The organism is Streptomyces sp. NPDC047971, assembly GCF_040653355.1.
Taxonomy (GTDB): domain Bacteria; phylum Actinomycetota; class Actinomycetes; order Streptomycetales; family Streptomycetaceae; genus Streptomyces.
This window is the reverse complement of record NZ_JBEZNW010000017.1, coordinates 113,988-131,238: the sequence shown is the minus strand read 5'-3', so window position 1 is coordinate 131,238 and position 17,251 is coordinate 113,988. Positions and strand designations below refer to the sequence as shown.

13 protein-coding genes are annotated in these 17,251 nt (G+C 71.3%); 7 read left to right on the top strand and 6 right to left on the bottom strand.

Annotated elements, in window-relative coordinates; genetic code table 11:
• Positions 1–63: 63 nt before the first annotated feature.
• Positions 64–603 (bottom strand): N-acetyltransferase family protein, encoded by a 540-nt coding sequence (locus AB0D99_RS18395; RefSeq protein ID WP_362362546.1) that lies wholly within the window; start codon positions 601–603, stop codon positions 64–66.
• Positions 604–750: 147 nt separating this feature from the next.
• Between AB0D99_RS18395 and AB0D99_RS18390 the strand changes: the two genes are divergently transcribed.
• Positions 751–1,776, top strand: coding sequence for a sigma-70 family RNA polymerase sigma factor (locus AB0D99_RS18390; protein WP_362362543.1), 1,026 nt, complete (start codon positions 751–753; stop codon positions 1,774–1,776).
• Between the two features lie 79 nt (positions 1,777–1,855).
• On the opposite strand, the gene AB0D99_RS18385 is transcribed toward AB0D99_RS18390, so the two are convergent.
• Positions 1,856–2,818: a transcriptional regulator gene (locus tag AB0D99_RS18385; protein ID WP_362362540.1), complete on the bottom strand. Its 963-nt coding sequence runs from the start codon at positions 2,816–2,818 to the stop codon at positions 1,856–1,858.
• 62 nt (positions 2,819–2,880) lie between these two features.
• Here AB0D99_RS18385 and AB0D99_RS18380 point away from each other — a divergent pair, with 62 nt between their 5' ends.
• Positions 2,881–4,452: an MFS transporter gene (locus AB0D99_RS18380; protein ID WP_362362537.1), complete on the top strand. Its 1,572-nt coding sequence runs from the start codon at positions 2,881–2,883 to the stop codon at positions 4,450–4,452.
• Between the two features lie 122 nt (positions 4,453–4,574).
• Here AB0D99_RS18380 and AB0D99_RS18375 read toward each other — a convergent pair whose 3' ends face one another.
• Positions 4,575–5,696, bottom strand: a complete 1,122-nt coding sequence (locus AB0D99_RS18375; protein ID WP_362362534.1) for a hypothetical protein — start codon at positions 5,694–5,696, stop codon at positions 4,575–4,577.
• Positions 5,697–6,099: 403 nt separating this feature from the next.
• Between AB0D99_RS18375 and AB0D99_RS18370 the strand changes: the two genes are divergently transcribed.
• Positions 6,100–7,251, top strand: coding sequence for a glycosyltransferase (locus tag AB0D99_RS18370; protein WP_362362531.1), 1,152 nt, complete (start codon positions 6,100–6,102; stop codon positions 7,249–7,251).
• 10 nt (positions 7,252–7,261) lie between these two features.
• Positions 7,262–8,833 (top strand): glycosyltransferase family 39 protein, encoded by a 1,572-nt coding sequence (locus AB0D99_RS18365; protein WP_362362529.1) that lies wholly within the window; start codon positions 7,262–7,264, stop codon positions 8,831–8,833.
• 180 nt (positions 8,834–9,013) lie between these two features.
• Here AB0D99_RS18365 and AB0D99_RS18360 read toward each other — a convergent pair whose 3' ends face one another.
• From AB0D99_RS18360 to AB0D99_RS18350, 3 genes are all read right to left on the bottom strand, one after another.
• Positions 9,014–9,790: a DUF6227 family protein gene (locus AB0D99_RS18360; protein ID WP_362362526.1), complete on the bottom strand. Its 777-nt coding sequence runs from the start codon at positions 9,788–9,790 to the stop codon at positions 9,014–9,016.
• 132 nt (positions 9,791–9,922) lie between these two features.
• Positions 9,923–11,005 carry a P1 family peptidase gene (locus AB0D99_RS18355; protein WP_362362523.1) on the bottom strand — a complete coding sequence of 361 codons (1,083 nt, stop codon included), beginning with the start codon at positions 11,003–11,005 and terminating at the stop codon, positions 9,923–9,925.
• On the bottom strand, positions 11,002–12,210 hold the full coding sequence (locus AB0D99_RS18350; protein ID WP_362362520.1) for a low temperature requirement protein A: 1,209 nt from the start codon (positions 12,208–12,210) through the stop codon (positions 11,002–11,004). The genes AB0D99_RS18355 and AB0D99_RS18350 overlap by 4 nt, the downstream gene beginning before the upstream one ends.
• Before the next feature lie 193 nt (positions 12,211–12,403).
• Here AB0D99_RS18350 and AB0D99_RS18345 point away from each other — a divergent pair, with 193 nt between their 5' ends.
• The 3 genes from AB0D99_RS18345 to pflA all read left to right on the top strand — a co-directional run bounded on the left by AB0D99_RS18345 (position 12,404) and on the right by pflA (position 17,123).
• Positions 12,404–13,825, top strand: coding sequence for a NarK family nitrate/nitrite MFS transporter (locus AB0D99_RS18345; protein ID WP_362362517.1), 1,422 nt, complete (start codon positions 12,404–12,406; stop codon positions 13,823–13,825).
• Positions 13,826–14,001: 176 nt separating this feature from the next.
• Positions 14,002–16,272: a formate C-acetyltransferase gene (gene pflB, locus AB0D99_RS18340; protein WP_362362514.1), complete on the top strand. Its 2,271-nt coding sequence runs from the start codon at positions 14,002–14,004 to the stop codon at positions 16,270–16,272.
• A 29-nt stretch (positions 16,273–16,301) separates the two neighbouring features.
• Complete coding sequence (gene pflA / locus AB0D99_RS18335; RefSeq protein WP_362362617.1) at positions 16,302–17,123, top strand: pyruvate formate-lyase-activating protein; 822 nt, start codon at positions 16,302–16,304, stop codon at positions 17,121–17,123.
• Positions 17,124–17,251: the final 128 nt, after the last annotated feature.

Below are 17,251 nucleotides of genomic sequence, written 5' to 3'. Positions count from 1 at the left end.
CGTCCGGTCCGTAACGGCCGAGCGACCTAGTCCCCGGGCCCGGTCCCCGGCCTGTCGCGGGACCTACTCCGTGGGGTGGAGGGCCTTCTCGTACCAGGCCACGTCCCAGTACCGGCCGAACTTCCGGCCCACCTCCCCGTACGTGCCGACGTGGCGGAAGCCGAAGCGGCCGTGGAGGCGGATCGAGGGTTCGTTGGGGAGTGCGACGCCCGCGTAGGCGCGGTGGACGTCCTCGCCGGCGAGGGCCTCGAAGAGCCGCTCGTAGAGGAGTGTGCCGATGCCGCGGCCGGCGGCGTCGGGGGAGAGGTACACGCTGACCTCCACCGAGGTGGCGTACGCGGCCTTGGGGCGGAAGGCGCTGCTGGTGACATATCCGATAATTCGGCTTTTCGCCTCTTTTCGGACATCGCGAGCAACCAGAAGGCGATGCGGGCCGTCTTCAGGGTGGGAGCGGAGCCAAGGGAGTCGCTGCTCCGGGGTGAAGGGCTCGGTGTCGAAGGTGATCGCGGTCTCACGGACGTAGTGGTTGTACAGCTCCGTGAGGGCCTCCAGATCACCCTCCGTGCCCGCCCTGACCTGCGTATTCGCGTTTTCAGACAGCATCTATCCCCCTCGGTGGCGGCACAGGGTACTGCATGATCGCGAAAATCGATGCGCCGGGTGGGAATTCTGTCCTGATTCCAGTCGTTGTTTCCGTCGGATGCAGGGCACCCGAAAGGGTGTCGCGACCTACTCAGCAAGGGAGCTCGCATGGCAACCCGTGCCGTCGCCCGTCGTTCGCCCGCCAAGAGCGGGAGCAGCACGCGGGCCAGCGGAGTTCGCGCCGTGGGCGGAGAGATCGCCGACCGCGACCTGGTCGGCATGTACCTCGACGAGATCGCGCGCACGCCCCTCCTCGACGCCGCCAAGGAGGTCGAGCTCTCCCAGACGATCGAGGCGGGTGTGTACGCCCGGCAGATCCTCGACGACGTCGTGACGTCGTCGGTCGCCGAGGAGGGCTCGGGCGACGCGGGCGGCGCGTCCCGCGAGGAGCTCGAAGCGCTGTACGAGGCGGGCGAGCGCGCCAAGGACCTCTTCATCAAGTCCAACCTGCGGCTGGTCGTCGCCGTCGCGCGACGCTATCCGCGGAGCGGGCTGCCGCTGCTCGACCTGATCCAGGAGGGGAACGCGGGCCTGGTGCGCGCGGTCGAGAAGTTCGACTACGCGAAGGGCTTCAAGTTCTCGACGTACGCCACGTGGTGGATCCGCCAGGCCATCACGCGGTCCATAGCCGACCAGTCGCGCACGATCCGGCTCCCCGTCCACCTGGTGGAGGAGCTGGGGCGGATCCGGCGCGTGCAGCGCGAGTTCAACCGGGAGCACGGCCGCGAGCCGGAGCCGGCGGAGATCGCGGCCGAGCTGGACACCAAGCCGGAGCGCGTCGTGGACGTCCTCGACTGGGCGCGGGACCCGGTCTCGCTGAACATGTCGGTGGACGACGAGGGCGAGACGCAGTTCGGTGACCTGCTGGAGGACACCTCGGCGGTGTCGCCCGAGCAGTCGGTGCTGACGCTGCTGCGCAGTGAGGAGCTCGACGACCTGATCGACAAGCTCGACCACCGCACGGCCTCGATCATCCGGATGCGGTACGGAATCGAGGACGGCCGTGAGCGGACGCTGACCGAGGTCGGCAAGGAGCACGGCCTGACGCGGGAGCGGATCCGCCAGATCGAGAAGCACGCGCTGCTGGAACTGAAGAAGATGGCCCGCGACACGGGCTTCGACGCGGTGGCCTAGGGAGGTCGGCGGGCCCGGGCCGGGGACACACGTCCCGGCCCGGGCCCGCCACGCGCGTGTCAGGCCGCCGTCGACCGTGTCAGGCCGCCGTCGACGCCGACAGGCGGGTCGCCAGCGCCGTGACGTAGGTGATCAGCGTCGTCGGCGCGTGGATCGTGAACGGGGCGTCCACCAGGGCGAGGCGCAGGGCCAGCCACTCGATCGAGTCCGCCGCGGGGGTCCGCAGCCGGCAGGTCGTCGGGCTCGTCGCCGTCGGGGCGAGGTGGGCGGGCAGCCGGGCCGTCACGAACTCCGCCGGGGCCTCGAAGGTGACGTCCAGATCGACCTCCGGCTGCTGCGCACGGCTCATCGAGCGCGCCATGTAGCCCGCCGCGCCGCCCTCCGGCAGCTCCCGCGCCGTGAACCGCGCGCCCGTCGCGAACGGGTCCGACACCCGGTCCACCCGGAACGTACGCCAGTCCTCCCGCTCCAGGTCGTAGGCCACCAGATACCACCGGTGCCCCGTCGACACGAGCCGGTACGGCTCCACCTGGCGCCGTGACTCCGTGCCGTCCCCCGCCCGGTAACCGAACCGCAGCCGCTCCTGACCCGTCACCGCCCCCGCCAGGGTCGTCAGGGTCGACGGCGCGACCGTCGCCCCGTCCCCGCGCGTCAGCGGGATCGTCGCGTTCTGCAACGTGGAGACACGGTGGCGCAGTCGCGACGGCAGCACCTGCTCCAGCTTCGCCAGGGCCCGTACCGACGCCTCCTCCACCCCCTCGATCGCGTGGCCGGCGCCCGCCCGCAGCCCCACCGCGATCGCGACCGCCTCCTCGTCGTCGAGGAGCAGCGGCGGCATCGCCGCACCGGCGACCAGGCGGTAGCCGCCCACCGCGCCCTTGGTCGCCTCCACGGGGTAGCCGAGGTCCCGCAGTCTGTCGATGTCCCGCCGGATCGTGCGGGCGGAGACCGAGAGCCGGTCCGCCAGCTCGCTGCCCGGCCACTCACGCGGGGTCTGGAGCAGCGACAGCAGATTCAGAAGTCGTGCCGGAGTGTCCGTCATGCCCTCAAGGATGACGGCTATCTAGGACATCATCTGACCTAGATGGGTTCTATCTTCCTCGTATGAGTTCACACGACGCCGTTCCGGAAGCGGCCAAGGAAGCGCGGGTCGCCACGGAAGCGGGAGCGGCCACGGAAGCGGTCGCCGACCGCAGGCGCTGGATAGCCCTCGCCATCGTCATGACCGCGGCCTTCATGGACCTGGTCGACGCCACGATCGTCAACATCGCGATCCCGAGCATCGAGCGCGACCTCGGCGCCACGACCAGCGCCATCCAGTGGATCACCGCCGGCTACGCCCTCGCGTTCGCCGCCGGCCTGATCACCGGCGGGCGTCTCGGCGACATCTACGGCCGCAAGCGGCTGTTCCTCCTCGGCACCGCCGGATTCACGCTCGCCTCCGCGCTCTGCGGCTTCGCCGCGAACCCGGAGATGCTGGTCGCCTCCCGCCTCCTCCAGGGCGCGGCGGCCGCGCTGATGGTGCCGCAGGTGCTGTCGATCGTCCACGCCACCTTCCCGGCGCACGAACGCGGCAAGGTCTTCGGCCTGTTCGGCGCGATCATCGGCCTCGGCGCGGTCTCCGGCCCGCTGCTCGGCGCGCTGCTCACGCAGTGGAACATCGCCGGCCTGGAGTGGCGCCCGATCTTCCTGATCAACCTGCCGGTGGGCATCGCCGGCCTGCTGCTCGGCCGGAAGTTCATCTCCGAGTCGAAGGCGCCCAAGGCGCTCCGCCTCGACATCGTCGGCGTCCTGCTGGTCACGCTGGCGCTGCTGATGCTGATCTACCCGCTGACGCGCGGCCGCGAGCTGGACTGGCCGCTCTGGGGCCACCTCTGCATGGCCGGCAGCATCCTCGTCTTCGCCGCCCTCATCGGGTACGAGAGGTACAAGACGAAGAAGGACGGCTCGCCGCTGATCGAGCTGTCGCTGTTCAAGGTGAAGAGCTTCGCGGCGGGCATCGCGGTGCAGCTGACCTTCGGCGTCGTGATGGGCATCTTCTTCCTGGTCTGGACGCTGTACATGCAGATCGGGCTGGGCTGGACCCCGCTCAAGGCGGGTCTGACGGGTGTGCCGTTCTCGATCGCCGTCTCGACGGCGGCCGGTCTGTCGGTGCAGAAGCTGGTGCCGCGCTTCGGCCGCAAGGTGCTGCAGGCGGGCGCGCTGACGATGGCCGCCGGTGTGCTGCTCTACATGGGAGCGGCCGGCCGGTACGGCACCTCGATCGACTCCTGGCAGATGATCCCGCCGCTGATGGTCATGGGCCTGGGCATGGGCCTGATCGTGGCTCCGCTGACGGACGCGGTCCTCTCGGAGGTGCCCCGCGAGCACGCGGGCTCGGCGTCGGGTCTCATCAACACGACCGGACAGATGGGGATGGCGCTCGGGCTCGGGCTCGTCTCGGTCGTCTTCTTCGGCGTGATCGACGAGGAGCGTCTCGCGAAGGCTCCGGCCGAGGTGGGCGCGGCCTTCACGGACGCGTTCCAGAACGCGCTCGGGTGGGCGGCCGCGGTGCTCGCCGGGATCTTCCTGGTGATGTTCGCGCTGCCGGCGAAGCCGAAGCAGCACGTGGAGGGCGCCGAGGCGGGCGCGGCCGACTCCGAGGAGGCCGCGAAGGAGCCGGTGCTCACGCACTGACCTCGTGCCCCTCGTGCCTCGTGCGACGAAGGCCCGGACCGGGATCCCCTCCCGGTCCGGGCCTTCCGGCGTGTACGCCCGAGGCGGCGGTGTCAGCCCTCCTGCGGGTGTAACCGCTCAGGTCAGCGGCGGTTGACCACGCCTCCGCTGTCCAGGGCGCGGCCGAACTTCATGCTGCGCATGGCGACGGCCGGCGGTGTCGACTGCTGGTCCCAGTCCTCGTCCCAGATGAAGTTGGCACCGTTGACGTCACCGTGCGTCTGCCACACCTGGCCGCCGATCGTGATCACCTTGACGTAGGCGTCGTCGCCGTTGGCCTCGATGCCGACGGCGCACACGCCCGCCGGGTAGTCGTCGTTGTCAGGGTCCAGGGGAGGGCCGGGGATGTCGTCCGCGTTGGTGAGGTCCTGCCAGACGATCGCCCCACCGAGCGCGGGGGCCCGGCCGACGGACGTCTTGCCGTTGTGGAGAACGACCTGGAAGTCCTCGGAGCCGTTCGGGGCGAGGATGTCGATGTCCGAGCACGGCCCGGTGGGGCCTGTGGCACCGGTCGCACCCGTGGCGCCGGTCGCTCCGGTGTCACCCGTGGGTCCGGTGTCCCCGGTCGGTCCGGTGTCGCCCGTGGGGCCGGTGGGGCCCGTGTCGCCGGTCGGTCCGGTGGGGCCCGTGTCGCCCGTGGCGCCGGTCGGTCCGGTGTCACCGGTCGCTCCGGTGGGTCCGGTGTCGCCTGTGGCGCCGGTGGGGCCCGTGTCGCCGGTGGCACCCGTCGGTCCGGTGTCGCCGGTGGCGCCCGTCGGGCCGGTGTCACCCGTCGCTCCGGTGGGGCCGGTGTCGCCGGTCGGGCCGGTCGCTCCCGTCGCTCCCGTCGCTCCCGTCGGGCCCGGCGGGCCCTGCTCGCAGTGCTCGGGGCCGCCCACGGGCAGCGCCCGTACGTAGCGGTCGTGGTCCGCGGCCGCCTGCAGGTAGTGCGCGAGGCTGCCGCCGGTGAACTGCTGGACGTGGTGGTCCACATAGCTCTGGAGGTCACCGAGCTCGGCCTCGCCGTCCATCGGCAGACCGGCGTTCTTCGCGTTCGAGACCGGCCCCCACAGCACCGGCGGCTGGCCCTGCTCCTGGTTCGGGCGCTGGCCCTGCTGGTTCGGGCGGGGTCCCTCGTGGTGCGGGCGCTCCCTGCACTCGTCGTCACCGCCCGACGGCGCGCCCGCGAGGTTCACCCCCGAAGGCCCCGCAGGTCCCTGCGGCATGGCGGAGACGGGGGTCGTGAACCCCGTGAGAACAAGTGCGATCGAGGCGATGGCACCGCCGTTGAGCCAGGCGCGGCGTCGCGGAAGCGGGCCAAACGCGGACCTGGTCCTGGAATCAGGACTCATGCAACAGCTCCTTCTTCATCCGGATCGAGTGATTCACCGGAAGCGAGTTCGAGCTTCCTTTCAGATCATCGGACCGCGATCACGGCGCCTTTACGTCTCCGAGGGGACTGTCAACGCCTTGGCCTACCGCCACCATCCCCCTGGGTGCGTACGGCGTGGCGAACCTGAAAGCGCCTGTCGGCGTGCCGTCCCGGACCGTCCCTGGCCTGTGCTTATGGTCGCCCCCCGCCGAATCACCGGAAGTGGTGTTGCCGTGAAGCCGTCCATCTGCTTGTGCATGATCGTCAAGAACGAGGCCCGCGTGATCGAGCGCTGCCTCGCCTCCGTCAGGGATCTGGTGGACACCTGGGTCATCTCCGACACGGGTTCGACCGACGGCACCCAGGACCTCATCCGCAAGGCCCTCCACGGGATCCCGGGAGAGCTGCACGAGGAGCCGTGGGTCGACTTCGGGCACAACCGCAGCCTGAACATCGCCCACGCCCGCGGCCGGGCCGACTATCTCCTGCTGCTCGACGCCGACCTCGTCCTGCGCCGGGAGGGCCCGCTGCCCCCGCTCACCGCCGACGCGTACATGCTGAGTCACCGGGGCGCGCTGGAGTACCGCATCAAACGCCTGGTCAGAGGCGATCTGCCGTGGAGGTACGAGGGGGTGACGCACGAGTACCTCACCGCCGACCGCGACCACACCCAGGAGAACCTCGACGCCCTCGTCATCGACGACCGCCACGACGGCGGTTCACGCCACGACAAGTTCGAGCGCGACGCCCGGCTGCTGAGCGCCGAGCTCGACCGCGACCCCGGCAACCCCCGTACGGTCTTCTACCTCGCGCAGACCATGCGGGACATGGGCCGCGCGGGGGAGGCGATCAAACTCTACGAGCGCCGCGCGGCCATGGGCGGCTGGGGCGAGGAGGTCTACTACGCCCTGCTCCAGTCGGGCGTCCTCAGGGCCGAGTCCGGCGACTGGCCTGCCGCCATGGACACGCTCACGCGCGCCTGGGAGTCGCGGCCGCAACGCCTCGAAGCCTGCTACGAACTGGTCGCGCGGCTGCGGAAGGCGCGTCGCCACCACTCCGCCCACGCGATCGTCTCCGCCGTCCTGGACCGGGAGCAGCCGCGCGAGGACGTGCTGTTCCTCCAGCCGTGGGTGTACCGCTGGGGCCTGCTGTTCGAATTCTCGATCACCGCGTACTGGGTCGGCGACTACGCGGGCTCCCTCGCCGCCTGCGACCGGCTGCTCGCCCTGACCGACCTGCCCGAGCCGTACCGCAAGCAGACCCGCGCCAACCGTGAGTTCGCCGTCGGAAAGCTCGCCGCCGCCCCGATCCCGCACGCGGCGGCCGCACCCGCCGACGCCGCCGCCGCGGCGGACGCCGTCGCCGCCGTCCGGCCTTCCGACGACGCGCCCGCGCCGGTGCGCGGCTAGGGGGCGGGACGTGGGAACGCCCTCAGTCGCCGCCGAGGTCCGGGATCCCGCCCCGGTCTCCCCCCACCGCCCGGCCGCGCCGCGCCGTGAGGGCGGCCCGCGGCACGGCGTGTGGCTGTGGCCGGCCCTCCTCACCCTCGCCCTGACGCTGTACGAGATCGACCATCCGCTGCTGTGGGAGGACGAGCTCAACACCTGGGACATGGTCACCCGCTCCACCGGCCGTCTCCTCGACACGGTGGGGAACGTCGACGCGGTCCTGACCGCCTACTACCTGCTGCTCCACGGGTGGACGGCCGTCTTCGGCGACTCCGTCACCGCCCTGCGGACGCCCTCCGCCCTCGCGATGTCCGGTGCGGCGGCCTGTACGGCGCTGATCGGACGGCGGCTGTTCGGCCGCCGCGCCGGTCTCGCCGCGGGGCTCCTCTTCTCCCTCACCCCCGTGGTGGTCCGCTACGCCCACGAGGCACGTCCGTACGCCCTGGTCGTCCTCGCCGTCGCCCTCGCCACGCTGGCGCTGCTGCGCGCCCTCGACCGGCCCGAACGCGTGGGCCGCTGGGCCGCGTACGCCGCGTGCGTGGCCGCGGTCGGGCTGCTGCATCTGGTCGCCCTGACGGTGCTGGCCGGGCACCTGGTCGTGGTGGCCGCATGGGCACGTACCGACCGTGCGCTCGCCGTCCGGGCCGGGCTCGCCGCTCTGGCCGGGGTGGCTCTCGCGGCGCCGGTCGCGGTGCTCGGCAGCGGACAGGCGTCGCGTCAGATCGCCTGGATCCCGCGGCCGAATCTGGAGAGCCTGGCCGCCTTCCTCCCCCAGCTGTACGCCTCCGGGACCTTCGCCGGGGCGGCGACGGTCCTGGCGGTGTCGGCGTGGGCGGAACGCCGGCGGGCGGGTCGCGCGGGGACGGCACCGCCGACGAGCGGCGGGTCCTGGCGGCCGGAGCCCCGGGGGCCGGTCCTGGCCGTGACCGCCCTGGCCGTGCTGCCGGTCCTCGCCCTGTGGGCGGTCTCGCACGGCGACATCTCGTACTTCTTCTACCGGTACCTGCTCTTCACCCTGCCCGCCTGGGCGGTCCTGGCCGGTGCCGCGCTCGCCGCTCTCCGTTCCCGCGCCGTCCTCGCCGCCGCCCTGGTCGGCGTGGCGGTGCTGAGCCTGCCCGAGCAGCGGTCGGTGCGGGAGACGTACGCCCACTTCTGGCACGGGGTGGACTACAAGGGCGCCGCCGAGACCATCGCCAGGTACCACCGGCCGGGCGACGCCGTCGTCTACGACCGGGGCGAGGACTACTGGCGCCTGCTCGACCTGGGTGTCCGTCACTATCTGCCCGACGGGCTGCGGCCCCGGGACGTCTTTCTGGAGCGCTCGGCCGCGGACCGCGCGGACCTGTGGTCCTCGGAGTGCCCGGACCCGGCGGCCTGCCTGCGGAGCGAGGCACGGATCTGGCTGGTCGTGCCCGAGGGCGCGGCCGACCCGCTGGACGCGCTCCCCGCTCCCCAGGCGCGTGCCCTGCGCAAGCACTACTCGGCGACCGGCACCGAACGCCTGACCGGCGTCACGGTGGCACTCCTGGTCCGCAAGGAGTGAGGCCCGCGGGCGGGCCGGGCGCGAGCCGGGGCCCGTCCGTCACCGTGGGAGAGGCCGAGGGCGGCCGGCGCCGTGTGCGCTGGCCGCCCTCGGCACGCACACGGGAGCCGCGCCCCCGGGCGACCGTACGAGCTCGGGGCCGCTCCCGCCTCACCGCAGGCGCACGGCCCCGCTCCCGTCTCACCGCACGCGCGCGCGGTGCTCCATCGCCTCGCGGGCCCTCGCCTCGTCCGCGTACACCTCGCACATGTGGCGGCCGTCCGGGGTCGCCGTGTGCTCGACCTCCCACAGGCTCAGCTCGCCGCCGTCGAGCAGCAGGAAGGCGTGTTCGTAGAGCGTGAATCCGGCGTCCCGGCCGCTCTCCACCGCGCACTGGCGGCCGAATGCCTGGGTGATGTGGTGCGCGAACGCCACCCGCAGTCTGCGCGCCGTCTCCTCGCCCGGCCGGTCCGCGTTCTCCGCGCGGCGCAGCACCCGGCGCGCGTGGTCCGCGGAGTTGTCCGGCACGTACATCCGGGGCTGCGTCGGTATCGGGTGGGACAGCAGCGCGCTCAGCAGCTCCAGCTCCCCGTCCTCGTCGCCTTCACGGCCGGGGGAGCGTTCGGTTCCCCAGCCGGGGTCGAGCCCGCTGGGCAGCCGCGACGCGGCGAGCCGTGCCTCGGCCTCGTCCGCGTACAGCTCGTGCTGGTCGGCGCCGTCCCGGCCGGCGTTGTGCACGAGCTCCCAGAGACTGAGCGCCGTGCCGTCGGCGAGCAGATAGGTGTGGCGGTACGTGGTTCTGTGCAGCGACGCGCTGTGGTGCGAGGAGTACAGCGCGCTGGAGTGGGCGAGCGCCGTCTCCAGGCGTTCGACCGTACTGTCGGGCAGGTCGAAGGAGTTGAGAGCCCGGCCCAGGAGCCGCTCCACCTGCGTCTCGGTCGTCTCGTACGGATCGTGAGGATCCTGCGGATCGTTCAAGAGGGTCTCCAGGCCGTCGCCGCATGTCACTTGGTGCTTGCTTAACGTAGTCCCTGGGTCTGACATCGTGTCCGGGGTTCGGCAAAACGAACGGGGTCGCGCGGGAAGTTCCCGACGCCGGCCCTTCCGTTCTCAACTCCCCTTGTTGTCAAGGGAGTCGACAGCGGGCCCCGGGCCGTACAGCTCGCGGTACGAGGGGAAGCGGCCGCCCGGGCCCGCGACTCCCTCGACCGTCTCCAGAACCGCCCGCACGATCGCCCGGGTCACCGCGTCCGCGCCCGCGGCCAGGATCTCGTTCAGGGCGAGCGGACCCGCCTTCGCGTCTCCCTCCCGCTCCCCGGTCGCGAGGGCGAAGACGGTGTCCCCGTCGTTGAGGAGATGGACCGGACGGATGGCGCGCGCGATGCCGTCGTGCGCCGTTCCGGCGAACTTCTGTGCCTGCGCCCGCGTCAGGACGGCGTCGGTGGCGACGACCGCGAGCGTGGTGTTCAGGGGCGGCGGGGTGTTCTCCGCCAGGGCCTCGGCGAGACGCAGCCTCGCGGCCTCGTGGACGGCCGCGTCCGGATACGCCGGCCTGCCCTGGAAGTACTGCCCGTACAGCACCCCCGTCTCCGGGTCGACCGCCGATCCGACCGCGTTGACCACGACCAGCGCGCCGACCGTGACACCCGAGTCCAGGACCGTGCTCGCCGTGCCGACACCGCCCTTGAGCCCACCGACGACGGCGCCGGTGCCCGCCCCGACGGCGCCCGTCTCCACGCGCGCGTGGAGCTCCGTCGCCGCCGCGGCCTCCACCGCGGCGCGCCCCGTGGCCGCCCCCGGCCGGGCCGTGAAGTCGCCGCCCCGGCCCAGGTCGAAGACGCAGGCGGCGGGGACGACCGGGACCACGTGCGAGGGGTCCGGGCCGACCCGTACGCCGCGGCCCCGCTCCTCCAGCCAGGCCATCACCCCGGCGGCGGAGTCCAGTCCGTACGCGCTGCCGCCGGTCAGGACCACGGCCTCGATCCGCTGGACGACGTTGCGGGGGTCGAGGGCGTCGGTCTCCCGGGTGCCGGGTCCGCCGCCCCTCACGTCCACGGCCGCCACCGCACCGCCCTCGGGAGCGAGGACGACGGTGGTGCCGCTGAGGGCGCCGGGCCCGGCCACGCGCGCGTGGCCGACCCGCAGGCCGGTCACGTCGGTGATGGCGTCGTGCGGTGCCTCGTTCTTCGTCATGCTCCTTGCGTACCACGCTCGTTCGGCCCGTGGCCCGGCCCGCTGCCCCGCGAGGCGGGATTCCGCGCGGCCAGCGTCACGCCGACCGCCACCGTCGCCGCCGCGACGAGGCCCGCCACCAGCACCGCCCAGCGGCCGGCGAACGTGCACATCAGGATCGCCAGGGCGGAGACGGGCAGCACGAGCTGCTGAGCGATGCCCACCTTGAAGTACCGGGCGTGCAGCACCCACACGCAGAGCAGGAAGAGCGCGGCGGGGATCGTCACCGCCGAGGAGGCCGCGAGCGTGGAGATGTGGGCCTTGCCCACGGCCTGCTCGACGGCGACCTCCAGGCCGGCGCCGATGGCGGCGGCGGAGGCGAAGATCAGGTAGTGGCCGTAGCCCCAGAGGAACGCCACCCGGTTGGAGTGGAGGCGGACGTGCGCGGGGGCGGCGAAGTAGATCCACCAGGCGGCGTAGACGATCAGCAGCCCGCCGGCGGCGATCGGGAGCAGCTGGTCGAGGGCGTCGTACTCCGCGACGCCCGTCTTCACGGCGATGGTCGCCGCGAAGATCGTCTCGCCGAGCACGATGATGGTGAACAGGCCGTAGCGCTCGGCGATGTGGTGCGCGTGCCAGTGGGTGGTGGTGTCCTTCTCCGCGAACGCGGGGACCGCCAGCTCGGCGACGATCATGACGACGAAGACCCAGGGGCGGGCGGCCTCGGGGCCCCAGAGGAGGAAGGTCCAGCCGATCTGGCACAGGACCACGCCGCCCGCGTAGCGGCGGCACATCGTGCGTTCGGCGGGGTCCGTCGCGTGGTGGGCGGCGCGCAGCCACTGGAAGGCGAGGGCGACCCGCATCACGATGTAGCCCAGCACGGCGACGAGGAAGTCGTCCTCGAAGACGCGGGAGACACCGGCGGCGAGGATCAGGACGCCGGCGATCTGGACGAACGTGACGACGCGGTAGAGCACGTCGTCGTTGTCGTACGCGGAGGCGAACCAGGTGAAGTTCATCCAGGCCCACCAGATGGCGAAGAAGACCATCGCGTAGTGCGCGATCCCGTCGGCGGCGTGGTGCTCCGCGATCGCGTGCACGAGCTCGGCACCGGCCTGGGAGACGGCGACGACGAAGCAGAGGTCGAAGAAGAGCTCGAGCGGCGTGGCGGCGCGGTGCGCCTCGCCGCGCGACCGCGCGGTGAGCGGCAGGAACGGTTGCGTCATGCGCCCCAGGACACCAGAGCCCGCCACCCACCGCCGCGATTGGCACGCGGTGAGCGAGGGCCCGCGTACCCCTTCGGCCCGGGACGGACGGGACCTCCGCCCACCCCGGTCGCGACCATGGCCTCTGACCCGCGCCACGGGCGCGGGCGCAGCCTGGAGGAGCAAGGAAAGCCCCGATCCCCAGGGAAGCGCCATGAGTTCCGTACTCCAGGACACCAGAACGGCGGGCGGAGCAGCCCCTTCGTACGACGCGGAGCAGTACCGGCCCGGGAAGACGATCACGGACTGGGAGCCGGAGAACGAGCTCTTCTGGACGTCGATCGGGAAGCGCGTCGCGAACCGCAATCTGTGGATCGCGGTGCCGGCGCTGCTGGTGGCCTTCGTCGTCTGGCAGGTGTGGAGCGTCACCGCCACCAATCTGAAGGACGTCGGCTTCGGCTTCTCCACCTCGCAGCTCTTCTGGCTGACGGCCATCCCCGGTCTGACCGGTGGCACGGCCCGGATCCTCTACACCTTCCTCGGGCCGATGATCGGCCAGCGCCGCTTCACCGCGCTGTCGACGGTCGTGCTGATCGTTCCGCTGATCTGGCTGGGCGTCGCGATCCAGGACCCGTCGACCCCGTACGCCGTGATGGTCGCCATCGCCGCCCTGTGCGGCATCGGCGGCGCCAATTTCGCCTCCTCGCTCGCGAACATCGGCTTCTTCTTCCCGAAGGCCCGGAAGGGCAGCGCGACCGGCATCAACGGCGGGCTCGGCAACCTGGGCGTCTCGGTGGTCCAGCTGCTCACCCCGATCGTCATCACCTGGTCGACCATCGCGATCGGCAGCGCCCAGCACAAGGCGGACGGGACCCCGGTCCATCTGCAGAACGCCGCCTTCCTGTGGGTGCCGGTGCTGCTCGTCCTGGCGGCCGTGGCCTGGTTCGGGCAGAACGACCTGAAGGTGGCCTCCACCCCCTTCCGCCAGCAGAAGATCATCTTCAAGCGCAAGCACAACTGGCTGATGACCTGGCTGTACGTCGGCACCTTCGGTTCCTTCATCGGCTTCGCGGCCGCGCTGCCGATGCTGATCAAGACCACCTTCCCGGACTACTCGGTCGCCACCTACGCCTGGATGGGCCCGGCGGTCGGCGCCCTGGCCCGGTGGGCCGGCGGCTGGATCGCCGACAAGTGGGGCGGCGCGCGGGTGACGATCCTGTCCTTCGTGGGCATGGCCGCCGCGATCATCGGTGTGATCACCTTCCTCCCGTCGGGATCCGGCACCGGCAGCTTCTACGGCTTCTTCTTCTGCTTCCTCGCGGCGTTCTTCTTCTCGGGCATCGGCAACGGCTCGACCTTCCGCCAGATCCCGGTCATCTTCCGTTCCCTGCACCTCAAGGGGCTGACGGAGGGCACGCCGGAGTACGGACGGGCGCTGAAGCGGTCGGAGATGGAGGCCGGCGCGGTCACCGGCTTCACCTCGGCGATCGCCGCCTACGGCTTCTTCTTCATCCCGGCGCTCTTCGGCTCGATCGCGGTGACCAGCGCGATGTGGGGCTTCGTCGCCTTCTACGCCAGCTGCACGGTCGTGACCTGGTGGTTCTACGCCCGCAAGGGTGCGGAGGCACCGAGCTGATCCCACCCGCTCTCCCCTGCGGAAGGACCCCGCCCCGGCGGGGTCCTTCCGCATGCCGAAGACGGGACCAACGGCCCCCGACCGGTGACCAATGCCGACCGAGGTGAGCGATCGGAGGGGGTGCAATGGAGGAGGCAACGACGCGATCGAATGAGGCGAAGAAGGCGGTGCGGGCAATGACGGCGACCCCTGCTGAGGCAACGGCGACCGATGGAGCCTGGAAGGGCTTCAAGGGCGGACTCTGGCGCGACGCCATCGACGTCCGCGACTTCATCCAGCGGAACTACACGCCCTACGAGGGCGACGGCTCCTTCCTCGCCGGCCCCACCGAGCGCACCACCGCCGTCTGGGCGGCCATCACCGCGAAGTTCCCCGAGGAGCGCGCCAAGGGCGTCCTCGACATCGCGTACGACATCCCCTCCACGATCACCTCCCACGCCCCCGGCTGGATCGACCGCGACAAGGACCTGATCGTCGGCCTCCAGACCGACGCGCCGCTCAAGCGGGCGATCATGCCGAACGGCGGCTGGCGCATGGTGGCGGGCGCCCTGGACACCTACGGCTACCCGGTCCCGGAGGAGCTGGAGAAGGTCTTCACCGAGTACCGCAAGACCCACAACGCCGGCGTCTTCGACGCCTACACCCCGGAGATCCGTGCCGCCCGCAAGGCCGGCGTCGTGACCGGGCTGCCCGACGCCTACGGCCGCGGCCGCATCATCGGCGACTACCGCCGTGTCGCTCTCTACGGCGTCGACCGCCTGATAGCGGTGAAGCGGGCGGAGAAGGCGGAGCTCGACCCCCTCCCGGCGAGCCCCGGTTCGCTGGAGGAGACGATCCGGCTGCGTGAGGAACTCGCCGAGCAGATCCGCGCCCTGGGCGAACTGAAGGCGATGGCCCGGGCGTACGGGCACGACGTCTCCGGCCCCGCGACCACCGGACGCGAGGCCGTCCAGTGGCTCTACTTCGCCTATCTCGCCGCGGTCAAGGAGCAGAACGGCGCCGCGATGTCGCTGGGCCGCACGTCCACCTTCCTCGACGTCTATCTCCAGCGCGACATCGAGACCGGACTCCTCACCGAGGAGTCGGCCCAGGAACTCGTCGACGACTTCATCATCAAGCTCCGCATCGTCCGCTTCCTGCGCACCCCGGAGTACGACGAGGGCTTCTCCGGCGACCCGACCTGGGTCACCGAGTCCATCGGCGGCATGGGCGAGGACGGCCGTCCGCTCGTCACCCGGACCTCCTTCCGCTATCTCCAGACCCTGTACAACCTCGGTCCGGCTCCCGAGCCCAACATGACGGTGTTCTGGTCGCGGCGGCTGCCGCGGGGCTTCAAGGAGTTCTGCGCCAAGGTCTCCATCGACACCTCCTCCGTGCAGTACGAGTCGGACGAGCTGATGCGGCCCCGCTTCGGCGACGACACCGCCATCGCCTGCTGTGTCTCGGCGATGCCGGTCGGCAAGCAGATGCAGTTCTTCGGCGCCCGCGTGAACCTCGCCAAGACCCTCCTCTACGCGATCAACGGCGGCCGGGACGAGAAGTCCGGTGTCCAGGTCGGCCCCGACACCGGCGCCATCACCGCCGACGTCCTGGAGTACGACGAGGTCATGCGGAAGTTCGACGAGCAGATGGAGTGGCTCGCGCACGTCTACGTCCACGCGCTGAACGTCATCCACTACATGCACGACAAGTACGCCTACGAACGCCTCGAAATGGCCCTCCACGACCGCGATGTGCGCCGCACCATGGCGTTCGGGATCGCCGGCCTCTCGGTGGCCGTCGATTCGCTGGCCGCGATCAGGTACGCCCGTGTCACCGTGCGCCGCGACGACACCGGTCTGGCCACCGACTACACGGTCGACGGCGACTACCCGGCCTACGGCAACAACGACGACCGTGCCGACGCGATCGCGGTCTGGCTGGTCGAGGAGTTCATGAGGAAGGTGCGCAAGCACCCCACCTACCGGAACGCCGAGCACACCCAGTCGGTCCTCACCATCACCTCCAACGTCGTCTACGGGAAGAGGACCGGCAACACCCCCGACGGGCGCCGTGCCGGTGAGCCTTTCGCCCCCGGGGCCAACCCGATGAACGGCCGCGACGCCCACGGCTATGTGGCCTCGGCCCTGTCGGTCGCCAAGCTCCCGTACGAGCACGCCGAGGACGGCATCTCGCTGACCAGCACCGTCACCCCCGACGGCCTGGGCCGCACCCCCGAGGAACGGATCACCAACCTGGCCGGTGTCCTCGACGGCTACATGGCCGGCGACGGGTTCCACATGAACGTCAACGTCCTCAACCGGGAGGTGCTGATGGACGCCATGGAGCACCCGGAGAACCACCCGCAGCTGACCATCCGGGTGTCCGGATACGCGGTCAACTTCGTCCGGCTGACACGCGAGCAGCAGCTCGACGTCCTCAACCGCACCTTCCACGGCTCGCTGTGACGACGGCCGCGGCCATGACGACCACGAGAATGCCCCCCACCACGACGACCGGGATCACGGCGGCGGGGACCGCGCCCGGACCCGGCCCCGCGACGCCCGCGGCCGCCGCGACCCGCCGCCCCTCCGAGGGCTCGCTGCACTCCTGGGACCTGTCGACCGGCGTCGACGGGCCCGGCACCCGCTTCGTCACCTTCCTCTCCGGCTGCCCGCTGACCTGTCTGTACTGCCACAACCCCGACACCTGGCGGATGCGCAACGGCACACGCACCTCGGCCGACGACGTCATCGCCGAAGCGGCGAGATACACCCGCTTCATCTCCGCCGCCGGAGGCGGAGCCACCGTCTCCGGCGGCGAACCCCTCCTCCAGCCCGTCTTCACCGGCGAGCTCCTGCACCGGATGAAGCACGAACTCGGACTGCACACCGCCCTGGACACCTCCGGCTTCCTGGGAGCCCGCGCCACCGACTCCCTGCTGCGCGACACCGATCTCGTCCTGCTCGACATCAAGTCCTGGGACCCCGACACCTACCGTGAGGTGACCGGCCGCCCCATCGAACCCACCCTCGCCTTCGCCCGCCGCCTCGCCGACCTCGGCCGGGAGGTCCACGTCCGCTTCGTGCTCGTCCCGGGCCTCACCGACGACCCCGCCGACATGGAAGGAGTCGCCGCCTTCGCCGCCGACCTGGGCAATGTCTCGCGTGTCGACATCCTCCCCTTCCACAAGCTCGGCGAAGCGAAGTGGCAAGCACTCGCCATGCCCTTCACCCTCCACGACACGCCCTCCCCGTCCCCGGACCGGATCGCCGAGGCCCGCGCGCTCTTCCGCTCCCACGGCCTGAACGCCATCTGAGCGACACCCTCACCCACTCGTACGGCAAAACAGGATCATCCCAGACATATCCCCTTACGGTGACCGGGTGACCGAGCCACCGCAGGGCCCCGTGGATCCGACGCCGGGCCAGCCCGCCCCGAACGCGC